The following is a 16122-nucleotide window of genomic DNA, read 5'->3' on the forward strand; positions in this document are numbered from 1 at the left end:
GGTATTCGGTGGGTTTATACAAACTCAGTCCTGACTTTCGCACGTCTATGAATAGGCGGGAGTTCGTCCGGACTGCCGGGGGTGTCGCTGGCGGCACAGCGGCCCTCAGCGCCACCGGGTCTGCCGCCGCCCAGGAAGAGGGCGGCGGTGGCGGCCCACCGGATTATGGTAGCTGGTTCGCGAGTACGAGCAACTACAACGGTGAGACAGTCGACAAGACTGGGCAGGACGAGGTAACCGTCGAAGTCGGCGTCCAGGCCAACGGTGGGGCCTTCGGCTTCGGTCCCGCTGCGGTCCACGTCGACAACGGCGCGACCGTCAAGTTCGAGTGGACTGGCGAGGGTGGGACCCACAACGTCGTCTCCGATGGCGACGGCCCGCTCAACTCTGGCAGCGCGGTCGACACGACCGGCGTCCAGTACGAGCACACTTTCGAGGAGGACGGCATCTACAAGTACCTCTGCGTGCCCCACGAGAGCCTCGGCATGAAGGGTGCCGTCGTCGTCGGCTCTGACTACCCGACCGCAGGCTCCGACGGCGAAGGTGGCGTCGAGACGCTCAACCCCGAGGAAGCGGGCGTCCCGATCCAGCCACACTACGTCGGGTTCGGTGCCGGTCTCGCGATGGTCCTCTCGACGATCTTTACGTTCTACGTGCTGAAGTACGGTGAATCCGCCAACACCAAAGGAGGGAACAACTGATGTCCTCGACAGGCTCGAACTACGGCGACATCCACCGCTACGAACAGCCACGAGAGAGTACGGCCGCCGCGCTGGCGATCGTCCTCCTGACGATCATCGAGGTCGTCTTCGTCGGCCTGTTCACCTACGGCATCCTCGCAGGGTGGGCGTCCGGCGTCGGGACCGGCCTGACGCCGCGCCTGATCAACGCCAATATGTTCCTCGGTGGGGTCCTGACGGTCATCTTCATCGATCTGGCGTTCATCATGCTGCTGTACCGCAAGGAGTTCCTTCCAGACGTGATGATCGTCAAGAAGCGCCGTCGCAAGTGGGAAGACCTCTACATCCGTGAGGAGGACGTCGACGGGACGACCTTCGGCGGCGAGGACCCATGGGAGAGCGTCAAGCGAGCAGTGTACCCATACTACAAGAAATAACAATGCCACTAGACGAAGACAAATATCCGGCCGAATCCGGCCGTCGACGGTTCGTCAAGGGTGTCGTCGGCAGTGCGGCGCTGTCGAGTGTCGGAGCCAGCGGGGCTGCCGCGCTCGACACGACGACTGACTCACCAGGTGTCGGTGGCGGTTCGACGACCTACGTCGCCATCGAGAACACCGCTGGACCGGCACCACGAGGGATGCCGATCGTCCCATTGACGATCGACGGCGGCGAACTCAGCGGTGTCTGGCCCGAGTACGACTCCAGCCGTAGTATCGCGATCAACGACGACTTCGGCGGCAGTGGGATCCCCTACTCCTCCCAGATGTACCAGTACTGTGGTCTCCAGACTGCAGAGGGCATCCAGCCACAGGCCGAACAGAACAACACGTTCACCATGTCGACCGGAGACTACGACTGGCAATCAGAGTACTCCGACGGCGATCCGCTCACCGTCGACATGTTCGACGACTACGAGGAGTGGGGCAACGGGATCGGGCAAGCCGGGATCGGCAAGCCCGCCACCGCGAACTGGCGCTCCGAAGGGGACGTGAAGAACATTCCCGTCCAAGTGCTGCGAAGCCCGGAAGTCTCCAAGATCGTCAACGGCGAAGGTCCCTACTCGGATATTCCCGGGCCGGTCCGATCGTACTTCGAGGCCGCGACCGCACAGGACTTCATGGCCTGGGTCAACAAGTGTACCCACTTCTGTTGTGTCCCGGGCTTCAAACAGCTCTCTGGCAGTGCCGCCTACGACGCCGAGAACAAGGTGTACTGTCAGTGCCACCAGTCGGTGTACGACCCGTTCAACCCAGTGCAGAAAACGATGGTCGCGCTCCCGCGACCCCCACAGTAAACCATGAGTCTGGAACGTAAAGACGACCACGACCACAAAGGCTGGATGGAATCCAGAGAGCTGACGACGCTGGAATCCATCTACCTCACGACACTCATGTGGCTCGACAAGCGACTCCGCGTCGTCGACTATCTGGAACTGCTCGAAGACCTCTACTACAAGGTCAACATGCAGATGCCAAAGAGCCACACCGAACAGTACAACCTCGACAACAAGTTCTGGTACTGGTACCCCCTGTACGCACTGGGGTCGTTCTCGACGATCTCATACATCGTCGCGGCGATTTCCGGCGCGCTGCTTGGCTTCTACTACGCCCCGGCCGCCGCTGCCTCCGATGGGACGGCGACGATCGCCTACGAGTCGGTCCAGCTTATCATGGGCCAGCTCAATCTCGGATACCTGCTGCGCTCGGTCCATCGCTGGGCGGCGCAGGTGATGGTGGCCGCCGTGTTCCTGCACATGCTCCGTGTGTACTTCACGGGCGCGTATAAGGAACCCCGCGAGGTCAACTGGATCATCGGCATCGTGCTGATCTCGCTGACGCTCGTGTTCGGGTACACCGGCTACCTGCTCCCGTGGAGTCAGCTCTCCTACTGGGCCGGCCAGATCGGCGTCGAGATGTCGCTGTCGATCCCGCTCATCGGCGAGTGGGTCGCCCAGTTGATGTTCGGGGGCTTCGCACTGAGTCAGAGCACACTCCAACGGATGTACATCCTGCACGTGTTCTTCCTGCCGTTCATTACGACCGCGATCATCGCGGTCCACATCGGCATCGTCTGGATGCAGGGCATCGCTGAACCACACTAATCATGACCGACGACAACACCACCGACGAAGTCCGCACGGACGGTTCCGGCACCGGTATCGTCGCGCCGGACGACGAGACCCCGACGTGGCGCGAGCGCAAGGAGCGCACGGAGGGACTCGCCCGGCTGACCTACGAATACTTCGAGCGCTCCCGGCGCGAAGATCAGGACCTGCGCCAGCAGTCCGACTACGTCGAGCGTGACGTGCTCGCGTTCCCGGCCTGGCCCCACGAGATGATGCGCAACCTCGCGCTCACCTCCTTCTTCGTGGGTATGATCCTGTTCCTCTCGGCGGCGCTGCCTCCGGAGATGCCCCTCCCGGCAAACGCCAACAAGACGCCGGCTATCATCCTGCCCGACTGGTATCTCTACTGGTCGTTCGGACTGCTGAAGCTGCAAGACCTCAACCCGGCGCTGTCGATCCTGGGCGGCCAGAAGCTGATGGCAGACCGCACGTACGGTGTGCTCGCCAACGTCGTCGTCGTCGGGTTCGTCGCGATCGTTCCCTTCCTCAACAAGGGGTCGGCGCGACGACCGGTCGAACAACCCTTCTGGGCAGCGGTGGGCATGGCTGGCGTCATCTTCAGCCTTACCATCGCCGCGCTGTCGATCCAGAACCTGATCCCGATGGAATCGAAGGTCCTGCTGGATCTGGCCTTCCTGTTCCCGATCGTCTGCGGAGTCATCACCTACGCTGCACTGCGGACGATGCGAGAGGGGTACATGTTCAACCTGAATCGCCGATACTACCGGCTCAGGCCACCGAAGTAGCCCCACACTGCTTCGGTCGGTGCAGTCGATTTTTCGCTATTCGTCTTCGAGTGTGGACACCCGGTCTCGTCCCATATAAGTAGCTCCCGCCCCTAGCAGGACCAATGACGGACGAACAGTCGACCGACACCGACGGGACGGGCAGTCGCGACGTGGTCGTGCCCCTGCGAGTGTACAAGACCGTCACCGTGTTCTCGACGCTGTTCTCGGTCCTCAGCGTCGTCGGTGGGTTCATTCTCATCGATCGCGCGACCAACAGAGCGACGCTGCCGGCCTCCGAGATCGATCCCGTGGCTGCACTGGCCGGTGTCGGATTGATTTTGCTGGGCGCGGCAGTGTACGCCTTTGCGACCCGCTTTCGAACCGAAGGAATGGGAAAGTCTAAAGACGACGCTGCCGAAGATTTCGGTAATGGCTGACGAATTCATCAAAGGACTGGGAGCGCTCATGGTCGGTGGGCTTGGCTGGATGACCATCGCCGGCTGGTACCGGACGCCCAGTTTCGAAGGGGCACAGCTGATCGGTCCGCTGCCCGAGGAGGGACTCACCGTCTACGACCAGATTGCATTGTTCCTGATGGACGCGTTCTTCTGGTTCGCGGTCATCGGCGCACTCACGTTCTGGGTCCTCATCCCACTGTTCGAGGAAGCCCGATCGGCGTGGGCCGAGCGCAGTAACTAACGAGGTCGTTTTTCAGTCGTCCACAGCGACGCCGCAGGACGCTACAACAGTCGAGTACGAGGTAGCCTGATGGTGAACGGTGAGCGGTGCGTGTGCGGGCAGTGACCGCCACTGGAGCGGGTGATCATCAAACAGCAAGGGCGAACGGTTCGGCAGCGAGGCACGCGCAGGGGCCGTGGGTCACAGGCCGTGAATCCGTGCGGGCCAGAACGAGCGCAGAGAGCACGACAGCGGTGTGGCTCTATCGAAACGGGCGAGCCACGTCGTTGTGCGACGGCGACGAACACGCGCCACTGCAGGACGGGTAATCGGCGCGAAAACGTACTGCAGATCGATCCGTATCAGAGGATCGTTCCGATCGTGCCGGTAAACAGCATCTGGAAGCCCAGATACAGCAGCGAGAGGACCCACAGGCTGAGCGATCCTTTCGGGCGGTCCAGTGCGAGGTCGCGTCGGGCCTCGACCTTTCGGGACTCGAACTCGAAGAAGTCCGTGACCAGCAGGCCAGCGACGAACATCGAGAGGATCATCCCGCCGTGGTGATTCACGGTCACGTAGTAGAACGAGGCCAGCATGAGCAGGACGTTAGTGAGTTCGTGAGGAATGAAGCGGCTGATCGCGTCGGCACCGCCGTCCTCGTACTGTGCAACGTGACGGTTGTGAGCAAGGAATCGTGTCACCATGTTGGCGAGCACGAGCACGAGCAGGACAGGCTCGATAAAGCTGTGAAGCGTGTCCAGCTGTCCGAAGATGTTCACGAACGGCTCCATGGAAGGAACTCTGTGCGACGCCCATTAGTGTCTTTCCAATTTGGTGTGGCACGGTCGCCGATCACGGCCGGGCGAAGCGTGGCTGGCTCTGGGGGAGGACGGCGAGAGAGACCGACTGGTCGGTCGTGAGCGTCACCGGTTCGCTGCACGCGAGCGTGTCGATCGACTGGTCGTCGGCAAAGAGCGAGACGGCCGCCTCGTCGCGCTCGACGGTCACCCGCAAGTGATCGTCCGAGACGAGCCAGTGGTCGGGGTTCGTCGCGAACGGGGCGATCGGTGCGACGGCGAGAATGCCCGTCTCGGCGGCGGCGATCGGCGTTCCGACACGGTTGGCGTAGCCAGCAGTCCCGGCCGGTGTCGCGACGACGACGCCGTCGGCCCGGAACTGGCCGACGTGGGTGTCGCGGGCGGTGACGGAGAACTCCGAGATCTTGGCGGCCTCGGCCGCGACGAGTGTTACGTCGGTCAGTGCACGTCCGACGGTCTCGCCGTCGTATTCGACGCACAGCAGCGGGTGGGTCTCGGTGGTCCACTCGCCGGCGACGATTCGAGCAGCGGCCGCTGGAACGTCGTCCGCAGGCACGGAACGGAGGCCACGACCGGCGTCGATCGGGACCAGCGGGCAGGCCGGTCGGTCCCGAGCGACCGCGACCGTCGACGACTCCCCGACGGTGACGATCACGTCTGGATCGGTCGAGACGACCGTGGCCGGATCGCCCACGCACGTCTGGCCGCCTGCGGCTTCGATGGCTGTGACGACATCGTCGACCGACTCGCCGACGACGCCGACCACTGTCGCCCCGGAACTCATGTCGGAGATGTCCGGCCAGTCGGAGAAAAAGGTGCTGAACTCTGTGCGACGGCCCGTCGGTCGGACCAGCGTGTGTCACTCACGCGCTCAGGCGACGGCGAGCGTACTTCACCAGTGTCGGGAGATCAGAGAGGTGTAGCAACTTCGAGATGGCGCGCTTGTCGCCAGCGTTGACACGTGCGAGCGTCTCCGCACCGACGCTTTTCAGATCGGACATCAGTTGATCGTACCGGTCGTTCGAGACGAGATACAGGAGTTCGGTCATCAACAGGCGTTCGCGCGCTCGCGGGGCGACTTCGCTGTGCCAGAGTTTGTCGTAGGTCGCCATCGTCTCCGCGTCTGTTTTCGACTCCTCCGGGGTGAGACAGGCGTCGGCGGTGATGGCGGCCATCCGGGCCGATTTCATGCCCTTGTGAATCCCCTCGCCCCAGAGCGGGTCGATCGTCGGGACGGTGTCACCGATCGCCATGAAGTTGTCCGTACTCATCGAGGACGGGCGCTGGATGTGTGCCGATCCGCGGTGTTGCTTCGATTCGAGTTTGACGGCGTCGTCGAAGCGCGGGTCTTTGTCGAGCCAGTAGTCCAGATAGTCGTCGATACCCATCCCGTCTTTGGCGTAGTCGTCGTGGGATTCGTTCTGGAGGTAGCAGAGACCGACCTTGGCCGTTCGTCCACCCGTGTGGAAGATCCACGAATACCCACCCGGTGCGAGGTCGTGATCCAGTCGGAGCATCATGGCGTCACGCAGGTCGGCGTACTCGGGATGGTTCACGTCGACGTTCTCGAACTCGTACTCGATTCCGATTGCCTGGTGCTCGCGCTTGAGATTGCAGACATCGAGTTTCTTCGCAAGCGGTGCGGCCGGACCCGTCGCGTCGACGACGATGTCGCCGTACACTTCCTCGTCGCCGTTGTAGCTGACGCCGACGATCTCGCCGCCTTCCGTGATCGGTGCCGTCACGCGCGAGTCGAAGCGATACTCCGTGCCCTTCTCTTTGCTGTCGCGGACGAGGAAGCGCTTGAAGTCGGCGAATTCGAGGACCGCACCGGCTTGATCCTGCACGTAGTAGTCGTTAGGCGATTCGAGAACGACACTGTCCGTGTACTGCATGACGACGTCGTCCGGAATCGAAAAGGACGCCATCATCGACGGGAACGTGCCGGCTGTCGATTTGTTGCTTTGACGTGGGAACTGGTCTTCGGACTCCGTTTCGAGGACGACAACATCGTAGTTCCGCGCAGCCAGATCTCGGGCGCACTGGGCCCCGGCAGGGCCGGCCCCCGCGATGACCACGTCAAAACGATCGCTCATATGCTGTGATACGACGTGTCGGTTATGAGTCTTGCTGAATGTCGTGGCCCGCGTCGCGTATCTCGAAAACGTAAAGCCACCCCCGGGACAGCATGTCGACAGTGCGGGCGAGATGTCCGCAGGAGGATTTCAATGCTCAAGACAGGTGCAGGGCGACTCGCCGACAGTGGTCGGCTCCCGACGGCGCTCAGAGCGGTGCTTGGTTACTATGCCGACGCCGGCGTGTTCGACTACGGGAGCCTGTCGCTGAAACGCGAGATCGACGAGCGAACCGAGCAGATGATCGACGACGTGTTCGCGCTCGTCGAAACGGCACTGGCCGAGGAGTTCGACCGAGACAGCGTCACGTTCGACTACGACACGAAACTCGTCCTCCCGGCACAGTTGACGCTCGGATACGTCTATCGACACGCGCGCCAGCAGGCCGCCGGCGATCCGGTGACCGACGAGATTGCAGGTGGCGTGCCCGACGTCGACGCCGAGGCACTCGAAGCCGGCCCATCCCAAGAGCTCACACCGCGGGAGATGGTCGTGCGCGCCGAGCAGATGACCCGCTTCTCCATCGAGGCGCTGATCGACGGCGACATGCGCGATGCGATCAACGACGACGAGTTCGAGGACTTCGAGGTCGATTTCGAACCTGACTCGATCCGTCGCGTCGCCGAAGTCGCACAGGGCGCGCTCGAAGCTCATCTCACCGACATCCTCGACGATCTGCCACCCATCGTCGAGGAGCGCTACCAGTGGGCCGTCGACTATAGCGAGACCCATCAGGACCGAGACGAGTACTTCCGAGAGCTGATGGAAGCCACCGAGAACGGCGACGAGTCGGCGCTGTGTGACATCCGCGAAGAGTACAAGTTCGCCGACTTCACCGACGAGGACGTGGCCGCGCTGTTTACCGACGCCGAGCGCGACCTGCCGTACGTCAAGACCCAGTACGCCCGCGTCGGCGTGCTCTACGACGGCATGCTCGACCTGTATCGGCTGGCCGGACTGAACGTCGAAGCCGAGTTCGCCCGCGCCATCGTGCTTGCGATCATCGGCGCACAGATCTGGCTCGACGACGTCGACGACTACGACGACGACCGTCGCGAGGGACAACTGACGCCCGTCACCGCCGAGTACCTGCTCGCGCCCGACGACGAGGCCGGCCACCGCCGCGTCGTCGACGTGACCGAACAGTACCTCGACCTCGCCAAGGAGTACGCGACCACCGTCGGCTCGCCCTTGACCGGCGTTGCCGTCGAGTACATCTATCGTTCCGGTGAACCTGACGTACTGCCGCGCAAGCGCTGATTCGGTCGTCTACTGTTGCTCTTGGTCACGATGTAAGGCACGACTGTGCGACGCTATAGCCTCGCACCATCGCCCACTGCGATCACTCCTCGCATTCCCTGGTTTCGGTGAGTGCTGCAGTAATAGTCGATGTGGACCTTGCTCATCGGACCGTCGTAGACGTAATCGTAGGTGAATCCAGCTTCGTCGGTCCGTTGGCTGTCGATCTCGTGATCAGTCTCGGCGACGACAGCGTGCGGACCGCCGTTCCCGGTCCACTGCCAGACGATAGTCGTCCCGGGATCGACTCGGATGGCGGGCGGTCCGAATCCGTACGGCAGACCGCCGTTGTCCACACCAACTTCGATGGTCACCGTTGCACTGTCTCTCCAGTCGTGAACTCTATCGAAGTTCTCGACATCGGCGAGCTGTTCGGCGATCCGTTCGTTCTCGCAGGCCACCGACGGCGGATCGACCCCACAGACATCAGTCGCTGTCGCTGTTGCCCCGTTATCGCCCACACACCCGGCTGTCGCTCCGACCGTTGCGAGACTTCCAAGACTGGTGAGCAGCGTTCGCCTCCTGACACGAACCCGATCTTTCATTGTTATATCATTACAGCCGTTCGGAATAACAGTGTGGGATAGTGCATCTCGTGTCGTACCGTTTCGAGCGTGTACACTCTGCACTGAACAATAGGTGAACTACCTGTACTGACCAAACTTCGTCGTAGCATCCGGGCGACCGAGCGGTTCGAAGAACCCGGTAGGTCGCCCGGTTCCCGCGAATCGCCGACGGCGATTCGCGCCTTTTTCGCCCACGTTTTTCGACAAGCGGTGCGCCTTCGGCGCACCCGCAGTCGAAAAAGGTGGGTTAGTAAAACTCTCGCACGAGATCCATCGCGCCGTCGGGCGCGCCGTCGGGAATCTCGGCCATGTTCTGGTCGAAGTCTTCGCGTTCGTTGAACGGCACGGACTGCTCGTCCTGGTAGAGGACGCCCATGTACTCCTTGTCGCTTTCGAGGATCTTGTCCTTGGCCTGGTCGACGTCGGTCGGGTCGTGGTCCGTCTCGTCGAGGTCGACGATGGAGTCGCGGAAGTAGTCGTAGGTGTCCACGTCGTTGAACGTCACGCAGGGCGAGTAGACGTTGACGAAGCCAAAGCCGTCGTGCTCGATGGCCTGCTGCACCAGTTGGGCGTGGCGCTGGGCGTTCGAGGAGAACGACTGTGCGATGAACGTCGCGCCCGCGGAGAGGGCGAGTGCTTTGGGGTTGACCGGCGGCTGGTTCGGGCCGTCCGGCGAGGTCGAGGTCTCGAAGTCCTCGCGCGAGGTCGGGGAGGCCTGCCCCTTCGTGAGGCCGTAGATGCGGTTGTCCATGACGACGTAGGTCATGTCGACGTTGCGGCGGACGGCGTGGATGAAGTGCCCGGCACCGATGGAGTAGCCGTCACCGTCACCGCCAGCGACCATCACTTCGAGGTCGGGGTTGGCGAGTTTGACGCCGATGCCGACCGGCAGGGCGCGACCGTGGACGCCGTGCAGCGCGTAGCTGTGCATGTATGTCCCGATCTTGCCGGAACAGCCGATCCCGGCGACGACGAACGTGTTGTCGGGGTCGTTGCCGGTCTCGGCCAGCGCCTTCATCATGCCGTTCATCGTCCCGAAGTCCCCACAGCCGGGACACCAGGTCGGTTGCTTGTCGGACTTGAAGTCGGTGAAGCGAATGTCTGAACTCATGTTGAGGCCTCCGTTGCTGCGGCGACGGCGTCTTTGATCTCTTCGGCCAGCTCGTCGGCCTTGTAGCGGACGCCGTCGTACTTGTTGACGCGGTCGACCCGTTCGAGCACGTCGTGTTCGATCACGTCGGCGAACTGCCCCGTGGCGTTACACTCGACGACGATGGTCTGCTCTGCGGCTTCGATCTCGTCGCTGAGATCCGGCCGCGGGAAGATGTACGGCACCGAGATGAAGCGCACGTCGAGACCGTCCTCGGCCAGCAGCTGCAGGCCTTCGCGCATCGCGCCCTCGTTCGATCCCCACGAGATGACGAGCGTGTCGGCGTCTTCGTCGCCGAACTCGCGGTAGTCCCAGTCTTCCTCGCGCTGTGCGGTCTCGACCTTGCGGTCGCGTTTCTCGACCTGTTCCTTGCGGACTTCCGTGTCCTCGGTTCGGCGGCCGAGTTCGTCGTGTTCGAGACCGGTCGTCATATGGGCACCACCGCTCGTCCCGGGGAAGGTGCGGGGTGAGACGCCGTCGGCGGCGGGGAAGTGAGGCTGGAACTGGTCTTTCTCGTTTTGCCAGCCGTCGATGTCCTCCTCGTCGACGACCTTGCCGCGGTCGATCTCGACCTCGTCCATGTCGAACGTCTCGGGTTCGAAGGTCTGTTCGGTGACTGCCATCGCGAGGTCCGAGACGAGGAACACGGGCGTCTGGTACTTCTCGGCGAGGTTGAACGCCTCGACGGTCTTCCAGAAGCACTCCGAGATGTTGGTCGGTGCGACGACGAACCGCGGAATCTCACCGTGGCCGCCGTACAGCGCCATATTGAGGTCGCCCTGTTCCTGCTTGGTCGGCATCCCGGTCGAGGGACCCGAGCGCATCACGTCACAGATGACCAGCGGCGTCTCCGTGGTCGCGACGAGACCGAACGTCTCGGTCATCAGGTCGATCCCGGGACCGGACGTGGCCGTCATCGAGCGTGCGCCAGCGCGGGCCGCGCCAAGTGCCATGTTGATGGCAGCGAGTTCGTCCTCTGCCTGCACGACCTTCCCGCCGAACTGGTCGACGCGGCCGGTCATGTACTCCATCACGTCCGTCGCTGGCGTGATCGGGTAGCCGGCGTAGAACCGACAGCCGGCGGCGATAGCGCCCATACCGATGGCCTCGTCGCCGTTGAGCAGGACGTAGTCGTTGTCGGTCGTCTCCATGGAGTAGCCAAAGTCGTGGTCGTACTCCTCTTGGACGTAGTCCTGACCGGCGCGCGCGGCCTTCTTGTTGTTCTCGACGATAGCCTCGCCCTTGTCGCCAAAGCGCTTCTCCAGCGATTCGTCGAGGTTCTCGATCGGGAAGCCAGTCACTTCACAGGCGGCCCCGAGCGCGACGACGTTCGCCATGATCGCACCGCCGGCCTCTTCGGCGAGGCGCTTGAGCGGTACTTCGAGACCGATCATCTCGTCGGGGATTTCGACGTTTTGCATCGTCGTCCGCTCCCCGTCGTAGATGATGACCGAGCCGTCGTGTAGCTCGTTCATGTTCTCGTCGATCGTCCGCTCTGTGAGCGCGATCAACACGTCCAGTCGGTCGACGACACTCTCGACGCGATCGACGGACGTCCGAACTTTGTAGGCCGTGTATCCACCGCGGATACGCGACGCGAAGTCCTTCGAGGTAAAGACGTGCCGACCTGCCCGCGAGAGTGCCTGGGCAAATATCTTCCCGGTAGAGTCGATCCCATCGCCGGCTTCGCCGCCGATGGCCCAGTTGAGGTCTTCGGGCATTCTAGGCTCGGGTATCCATCGCCCAAGGAAAAACCTTCTGTAAACCGTTGGCACTCTGTGCGTAGTATTTTTGTCTGCCCCGTCGATTGGGGGATTTATACTCGCAATCGAGTTACTATTTCCATCACAGTCGGCGGCGCGACCGAAACCGGCTTGCCGTCGATCCACCAAGCGCCAGCATGGACGACACCGAGTGTCGCGTCGCGGCCGTCCGCGAGGTCGGTCCCGACACGGTGGCGATCGATATCGAGACGCCCGACGGCTTCTCCGCACGGCCGGGGCAGTTCGTCAAACTGACCTTCGAGGTCGACGGCGAGGACGAACCACGCTTCTACACCATCTCCTCGCCCGACGTCGAGGGGACGTTCGAGATCACGGTCGGCATCGATCCCGACGGGACGGTCGCGCCGATCCTCGCCGACCTCGAATCGGGCGACACCGTGACTGTCGCCGGTCCCTTCGGCAGCGATTACTACGAGGACGAGGCACGCGCCGTGGTTCTCGCTGGCGGGCCGGGCGTCGGCCCCGCCGTCGGCATCGCCGAGCGCGCACTCGCCGACGGCAACGAGGCCGCGATCGTCTACCGGGACGATGCGCCGGTCCACGAGGATCGGCTGGCCGAGATCGAGGCCGACGGCGCGTTCCTCCGCGTGCTCGACGCCGACGAGGCCCTGACCGAGGCGACCGCCGACGCGCTCGCGGACGGCGGGCAGCTGTTCGTCTACGGTTTCGCCGACTTCATCGACGCCGCGACCGAAGCGATCGAGGCCGCCGGTGGGACGACCGAGGACGCCAAGATCGAAAACTTCGGCTAGGAGAGATTGTCGACGTGATCGGAGGAGCCAAGACGAAGGCTTTCGAGGTCCGCATTCGCACTGTCACGGCGGCAGATCGAAATGTACACCCAGTTAGTTCAGTCGCGTCGTCTGCTAGCCAATCTCGCAGAAAGTATTTTATCACTCGTATGCCAAGGAATACCATGCGCGAAGTCAGTCGGACGACGCGCCAGCGCATTGCCGACCAACTCCGGGCCGAACCACTTGCTGCGGGTGCGATCGCTCGCGAGTTCGAGATACAGACCAGCGACGCCCTCGATCACGTCGAGCACATCGCTCGCTCGCTGGACGGGACAGACGAGCAACTGCTCGTCGCGCCGCCGACCTGTGAGGAGTGTGGGTTCGACGGGTTCGACAACCTCACGAACCGGCCCAGCCGGTGTCCCGAGTGCAAGAGCGAGGCCGTCGAGGAGCCAGCCTACCGGATCGAGTGAGCGATTTCGGTTCGGGGAGGCCGGCGACTCAGTTCCCCGAAAACCCGATTCTGCTGCCCGACGAGCGGTCGGTATCGTCGTCGCCACCGAGACCATCGACGGTGTAGCCCGGTTCCGTGAGGTAGACGCCGCCGTCCTCGACAGTCACGTCGACTTCGGAGAGTGTCGCGCCTTCGCAGGGACCGAAGTTGCAGTAGCCCGAGTCGGTCTCGAAGGTCGCACCGTGTCTCTCACAGACGAGTTCGTCGTTGCGCAGGGTCGCTCCCGACCCCTTGTCGAGGCGCACGTCTCGCCAGTGCGGACAGTAGTTCTCGAAAGCGACGATGCCGTCGGTGAGGTCGATCAGGAAGGCCTCTTTCGTGTCGCTCCCGTTTGCCATCGTGAACAACACGGTGCCGTCGGTCGGGACATCTGCCACGTCGACGATCCGGGACTCGGCGTCCATACTCGACTCCGCTTTTGTGAGTCGCTGGCTTCAATGCCCCGGTTTCTTCACATATCGACGGTGGGCGCGCCGTGGTGACACTGTGACCGCCGTCAGTGCGTGGCCGCCGCCGAGAGGACGTTGAGACAGTACACACCCCCGATAATGAGGACGATACCGATCACGGCGGCGAGATCGAGTGGCTCCTCGAACACGACGACACCGATTGCGGCGACGCCGACGATCCCAAGCGCCGCCCACGTCCCGTACACGACCCCGATCGGGAGGTCTTTCAGGGTCAGTGAAACCAAATAGAACGCGAGTCCGTATCCGGCGACGACGCCGAGACTCGGGAGCGGGTTCGAGAAGCCATCCGACAGCTTGAGCGCAGTCGTTCCGAAGAGTTCGGACACGATCGCACCGGCGAGCAACAGGTACGGATTCATGCTCGTCGCTACCGCGATCCGGGATGTAATAATTCTGAAACGGGCCGCCACTTGCGTGCCATTGCTCGCTGGGGCGGGGCAGACCAGCACGGAAAGCAGGTGCTCGCGGGCGGAATCCACCCACCTACTAACGACAGGAACGCGGAAGTGACCAACGATGACTGATCTCGGTGAACTGGGCCTGTCGAGCTACGAGGAGAAAGTCTACCGCACGCTGCTGGTGACCGGTGCAGTGACAGCGACGGACCTGTCGGATGCGAGTGACGTTCCCAGAGGCCGGATCTACGACGTCCTCAACGGTCTCGAAGCGCGCCAGCTCGTTCGAACCCAGTCGACCGACCCGACCCGGTACGTCGCAGTGCAGCCAGACACGGCGGTCGAGCGGCTGCTCGCCGAGCGAAGCGCGGAACTCCGGCAGGAGTGGGAACGGTATCGCGATGTCGCAGACGCCGTCCGTTCGAATCTGTTGCCGACGTTGCCGGCCGACGGGAGTGTCTGGCTCGGATCACTCGGGAGCGAGGCGATGCAGACGGCAATGCACGAACACATGCAGACGGCGACGGCGTCGGTTCACGCAACGGTCGGCCCGCCCTACGAGGATGCCCCGTGGGAGACGCTCAAACGGGAGGTCGACGCGTTTTTCGACGGCGCACGACCGGATCTCGACGTCTCACTGCTGGTCAGCGAGCAGGTACTCGAAACGGTGCCGGAGACGCTCTTGGACGTGCCAGCGGATCACGCGCCAGCAGTCCAGGTCAGAGTCGCCCCGGAGCTTCCAGTTTCCTTCGACGTGATCGACCAGACCATCACGACGGTCGACATCCCACATCCGCGCACGGCCGCGGATCGCATCGGCGTCGTCGCGGTCGACGACAGCGACGTCGTCGACGAATTCGAGCGACAGTTTCAGGCGCTCTGGAGTGGTGCCGTCCCGCTCGAATAGCGTTCACCCGCGCCTCCATAGCCAGCCGAACGCTTATCCACGAACCGGGCGAAGCGCCGCCAATGAGCGGTGAGTTGGTGATCTACGGTTCGTATGGGTACACAGGGGACCTGATCGCACAGGAAGCCGTCGACCGCGGCATCGAGCCGCTGCTCGCGGGGCGGGACCGCGACACACTGACCGATCAGGCGATTCGGCTGGGCTGTGACCACGAGGTCATCGCGCTCGACGACCCCAACGAACTCGATTTTTTGCTCGAAGACGCCACCGCAGTCCTGCACTGTGCTGGCCCGTTCGAGCGGACCTACCGCCCGATGGTCGAGTCCTGTCTGCGTACTGGGACTCACTACCTCGACATCACCGGCGAGATCGAAGTGTTCGAGGGGATTCACGACGACGGCGACCGGGCCGCGGAGGCGGGCGTCATGCTCCTGCCCGGTGTGGGCTTCGACGTGGTGCCGACCGACTGCATGGCGGCCCACCTCGCGGATCGACTGCCCGACGCCGACACGCTCGAACTGGCCTTCGACGCCGAGGTTGGCGTCTCGCCGGGGACGGCAAAGACCGTGATCGGAAACCTCGACGCTGGCGGGCGCGTGCGCCGGGACGGGCGCCTCCAGCGGGTCCCCATCGCCCACGAGTCACGAACGGTCGACTTCGGCTGGGGCCGGGACGGCCGCAACGCCGCAGCGATCCCGTGGGGCGACGTGTCGACGGCCTACTACACGACCGGCATCGGCAACGTCACCGTCTACCAATCGATGTCACCGAAGGCCGAGCGCAACATCAAACTGGCCGGGAGGCTCGGGCCGCTACTCGGTCTCGGGCCGGTCCAGTCACTCCTGACGTGGCTGGTCGAGCGCAGCGTCGAGGGACCGGACGCCGAAGAACGGGCCAGCGAGGACGCCTACGTCTGGGGAGCGGCGACGACTGCCGACGGCGAGCGAGCGGTGTCACGCCTCCGAGTGCCCCACACCTACACGACGACCGTCGAAACGGCACTGGCAGCCACAGAGCGCGTCCTCGATGGGGACGCGCCGACGGGCTTCCAGACGCCCGCCGGGGCCTACGGCGCGGACCTGATCCTCGATGTCGAGGGTACCGAGCGCGAGGACGTTGCGTAAGGTGGATCACGC

General features: G+C 63.3%; 20 protein-coding genes. 12 read left to right on the forward strand and 8 right to left on the reverse strand.

Features of this window, described 5'->3' with window-relative positions; translation table 11 throughout:
- Positions 1–47: 47 nt before the first annotated feature.
- The 7 genes from AC5FRW_RS14035 to AC5FRW_RS14065 all read left to right on the forward strand — a co-directional run bounded on the left by AC5FRW_RS14035 (position 48) and on the right by AC5FRW_RS14065 (position 4235).
- A complete protein-coding gene (locus tag AC5FRW_RS14035) occupies positions 48–701 on the forward strand; it encodes a halocyanin domain-containing protein (protein WP_493569085.1) in 654 nt (217 codons plus the stop codon).
- Positions 701–1117 (forward strand): DUF7318 family protein, encoded by a 417-nt coding sequence (locus tag AC5FRW_RS14040; RefSeq protein ID WP_493569086.1) that lies wholly within the window; start codon positions 701–703, stop codon positions 1115–1117. Before AC5FRW_RS14035 ends, AC5FRW_RS14040 begins: the two co-directional genes overlap by 1 nt.
- A gap of 2 nt (positions 1118–1119) precedes the next feature.
- On the forward strand, positions 1120–1977 hold the full coding sequence (locus tag AC5FRW_RS14045; protein ID WP_493569087.1) for a ubiquinol-cytochrome c reductase iron-sulfur subunit: 858 nt from the start codon (positions 1120–1122) through the stop codon (positions 1975–1977).
- Between the two features lie 3 nt (positions 1978–1980).
- The gene (locus AC5FRW_RS14050; protein WP_493569088.1) at positions 1981–2784 is read left to right on the forward strand and encodes a cytochrome b; all 804 of its coding nucleotides are present in this window, start codon (positions 1981–1983) and stop codon (positions 2782–2784) included.
- A 2-nt stretch (positions 2785–2786) separates the two neighbouring features.
- Complete coding sequence (locus AC5FRW_RS14055; RefSeq protein WP_493569089.1) at positions 2787–3554, forward strand: cytochrome b family protein; 768 nt, start codon at positions 2787–2789, stop codon at positions 3552–3554.
- A 104-nt stretch (positions 3555–3658) separates the two neighbouring features.
- A complete protein-coding gene (locus AC5FRW_RS14060) occupies positions 3659–3973 on the forward strand; it encodes a DUF7315 family membrane protein (protein ID WP_493569090.1) in 315 nt (104 codons plus the stop codon).
- The gene (locus AC5FRW_RS14065; protein WP_493569091.1) at positions 3966–4235 is read left to right on the forward strand and encodes a DUF7314 family protein; all 270 of its coding nucleotides are present in this window, start codon (positions 3966–3968) and stop codon (positions 4233–4235) included. The genes AC5FRW_RS14060 and AC5FRW_RS14065 overlap by 8 nt, the downstream gene beginning before the upstream one ends.
- Positions 4236–4576: 341 nt before the next feature.
- Here AC5FRW_RS14065 and AC5FRW_RS14070 read toward each other — a convergent pair whose 3' ends face one another.
- The 3 genes from AC5FRW_RS14070 to AC5FRW_RS14080 form a co-directional block, all read right to left on the reverse strand.
- Positions 4577–5005, reverse strand: a complete 429-nt coding sequence (locus AC5FRW_RS14070) for a DUF7313 family protein (protein WP_493569092.1) — start codon at positions 5003–5005, stop codon at positions 4577–4579.
- 61 nt (positions 5006–5066) lie between these two features.
- The gene (locus tag AC5FRW_RS14075; RefSeq protein ID WP_493569093.1) at positions 5067–5816 is read right to left on the reverse strand and encodes an NAD(+)/NADH kinase; all 750 of its coding nucleotides are present in this window, start codon (positions 5814–5816) and stop codon (positions 5067–5069) included.
- A gap of 79 nt (positions 5817–5895) precedes the next feature.
- Positions 5896–7128 carry a digeranylgeranylglycerophospholipid reductase gene (locus AC5FRW_RS14080; RefSeq protein WP_493569094.1) on the reverse strand — a complete coding sequence of 411 codons (1233 nt, stop codon included), beginning with the start codon at positions 7126–7128 and terminating at the stop codon, positions 5896–5898.
- Between the two features lie 132 nt (positions 7129–7260).
- Here AC5FRW_RS14080 and AC5FRW_RS14085 point away from each other — a divergent pair, with 132 nt between their 5' ends.
- The gene (locus AC5FRW_RS14085; RefSeq protein WP_493569095.1) at positions 7261–8427 is read left to right on the forward strand and encodes a hypothetical protein; all 1167 of its coding nucleotides are present in this window, start codon (positions 7261–7263) and stop codon (positions 8425–8427) included.
- A gap of 53 nt (positions 8428–8480) precedes the next feature.
- On the opposite strand, the gene AC5FRW_RS14090 is transcribed toward AC5FRW_RS14085, so the two are convergent.
- The 3 genes from AC5FRW_RS14090 to AC5FRW_RS14100 form a co-directional block, all read right to left on the reverse strand.
- Positions 8481–8927 carry a halocyanin domain-containing protein gene (locus AC5FRW_RS14090; RefSeq protein ID WP_493569096.1) on the reverse strand — a complete coding sequence of 149 codons (447 nt, stop codon included), beginning with the start codon at positions 8925–8927 and terminating at the stop codon, positions 8481–8483.
- 352 nt (positions 8928–9279) lie between these two features.
- The gene (locus tag AC5FRW_RS14095; protein WP_493569097.1) at positions 9280–10143 is read right to left on the reverse strand and encodes a 2-oxoacid:ferredoxin oxidoreductase subunit beta; all 864 of its coding nucleotides are present in this window, start codon (positions 10141–10143) and stop codon (positions 9280–9282) included.
- Positions 10140–11903, reverse strand: a complete 1764-nt coding sequence (locus tag AC5FRW_RS14100) for a 2-oxoacid:acceptor oxidoreductase subunit alpha (RefSeq protein WP_493569098.1) — start codon at positions 11901–11903, stop codon at positions 10140–10142. Before AC5FRW_RS14100 ends, AC5FRW_RS14095 begins: the two co-directional genes overlap by 4 nt.
- A 179-nt stretch (positions 11904–12082) precedes the next feature.
- Between AC5FRW_RS14100 and AC5FRW_RS14105 the strand changes: the two genes are divergently transcribed.
- Entirely contained in the window at positions 12083–12718 is a 636-nt protein-coding gene (locus tag AC5FRW_RS14105) for an FAD-dependent oxidoreductase (RefSeq protein ID WP_493569099.1), read from the forward strand.
- A gap of 164 nt (positions 12719–12882) precedes the next feature.
- Positions 12883–13173 carry a transcriptional regulator gene (locus AC5FRW_RS14110; protein WP_493569100.1) on the forward strand — a complete coding sequence of 97 codons (291 nt, stop codon included), beginning with the start codon at positions 12883–12885 and terminating at the stop codon, positions 13171–13173.
- A 28-nt stretch (positions 13174–13201) separates the two neighbouring features.
- Here AC5FRW_RS14110 and AC5FRW_RS14115 read toward each other — a convergent pair whose 3' ends face one another.
- Together AC5FRW_RS14115 and AC5FRW_RS14120 are read right to left on the reverse strand one after the other, a co-directional pair.
- Positions 13202–13618, reverse strand: a complete 417-nt coding sequence (locus tag AC5FRW_RS14115) for a Rieske (2Fe-2S) protein (protein ID WP_493569101.1) — start codon at positions 13616–13618, stop codon at positions 13202–13204.
- Positions 13619–13710: 92 nt separating this feature from the next.
- Positions 13711–14043, reverse strand: a complete 333-nt coding sequence (locus AC5FRW_RS14120; protein WP_493569102.1) for a DMT family transporter — start codon at positions 14041–14043, stop codon at positions 13711–13713.
- A 157-nt stretch (positions 14044–14200) separates the two neighbouring features.
- Here AC5FRW_RS14120 and AC5FRW_RS14125 point away from each other — a divergent pair, with 157 nt between their 5' ends.
- Positions 14201–14986, forward strand: coding sequence for a TrmB family transcriptional regulator (locus AC5FRW_RS14125; RefSeq protein WP_493569103.1), 786 nt, complete (start codon positions 14201–14203; stop codon positions 14984–14986).
- 62 nt (positions 14987–15048) lie between these two features.
- Positions 15049–16110: a saccharopine dehydrogenase family protein gene (locus tag AC5FRW_RS14130; RefSeq protein WP_493569104.1), complete on the forward strand. Its 1062-nt coding sequence runs from the start codon at positions 15049–15051 to the stop codon at positions 16108–16110.
- Positions 16111–16122: the final 12 nt, after the last annotated feature.

Source organism: Halomicrobium sp. HArcht3-1, assembly GCF_058933345.1.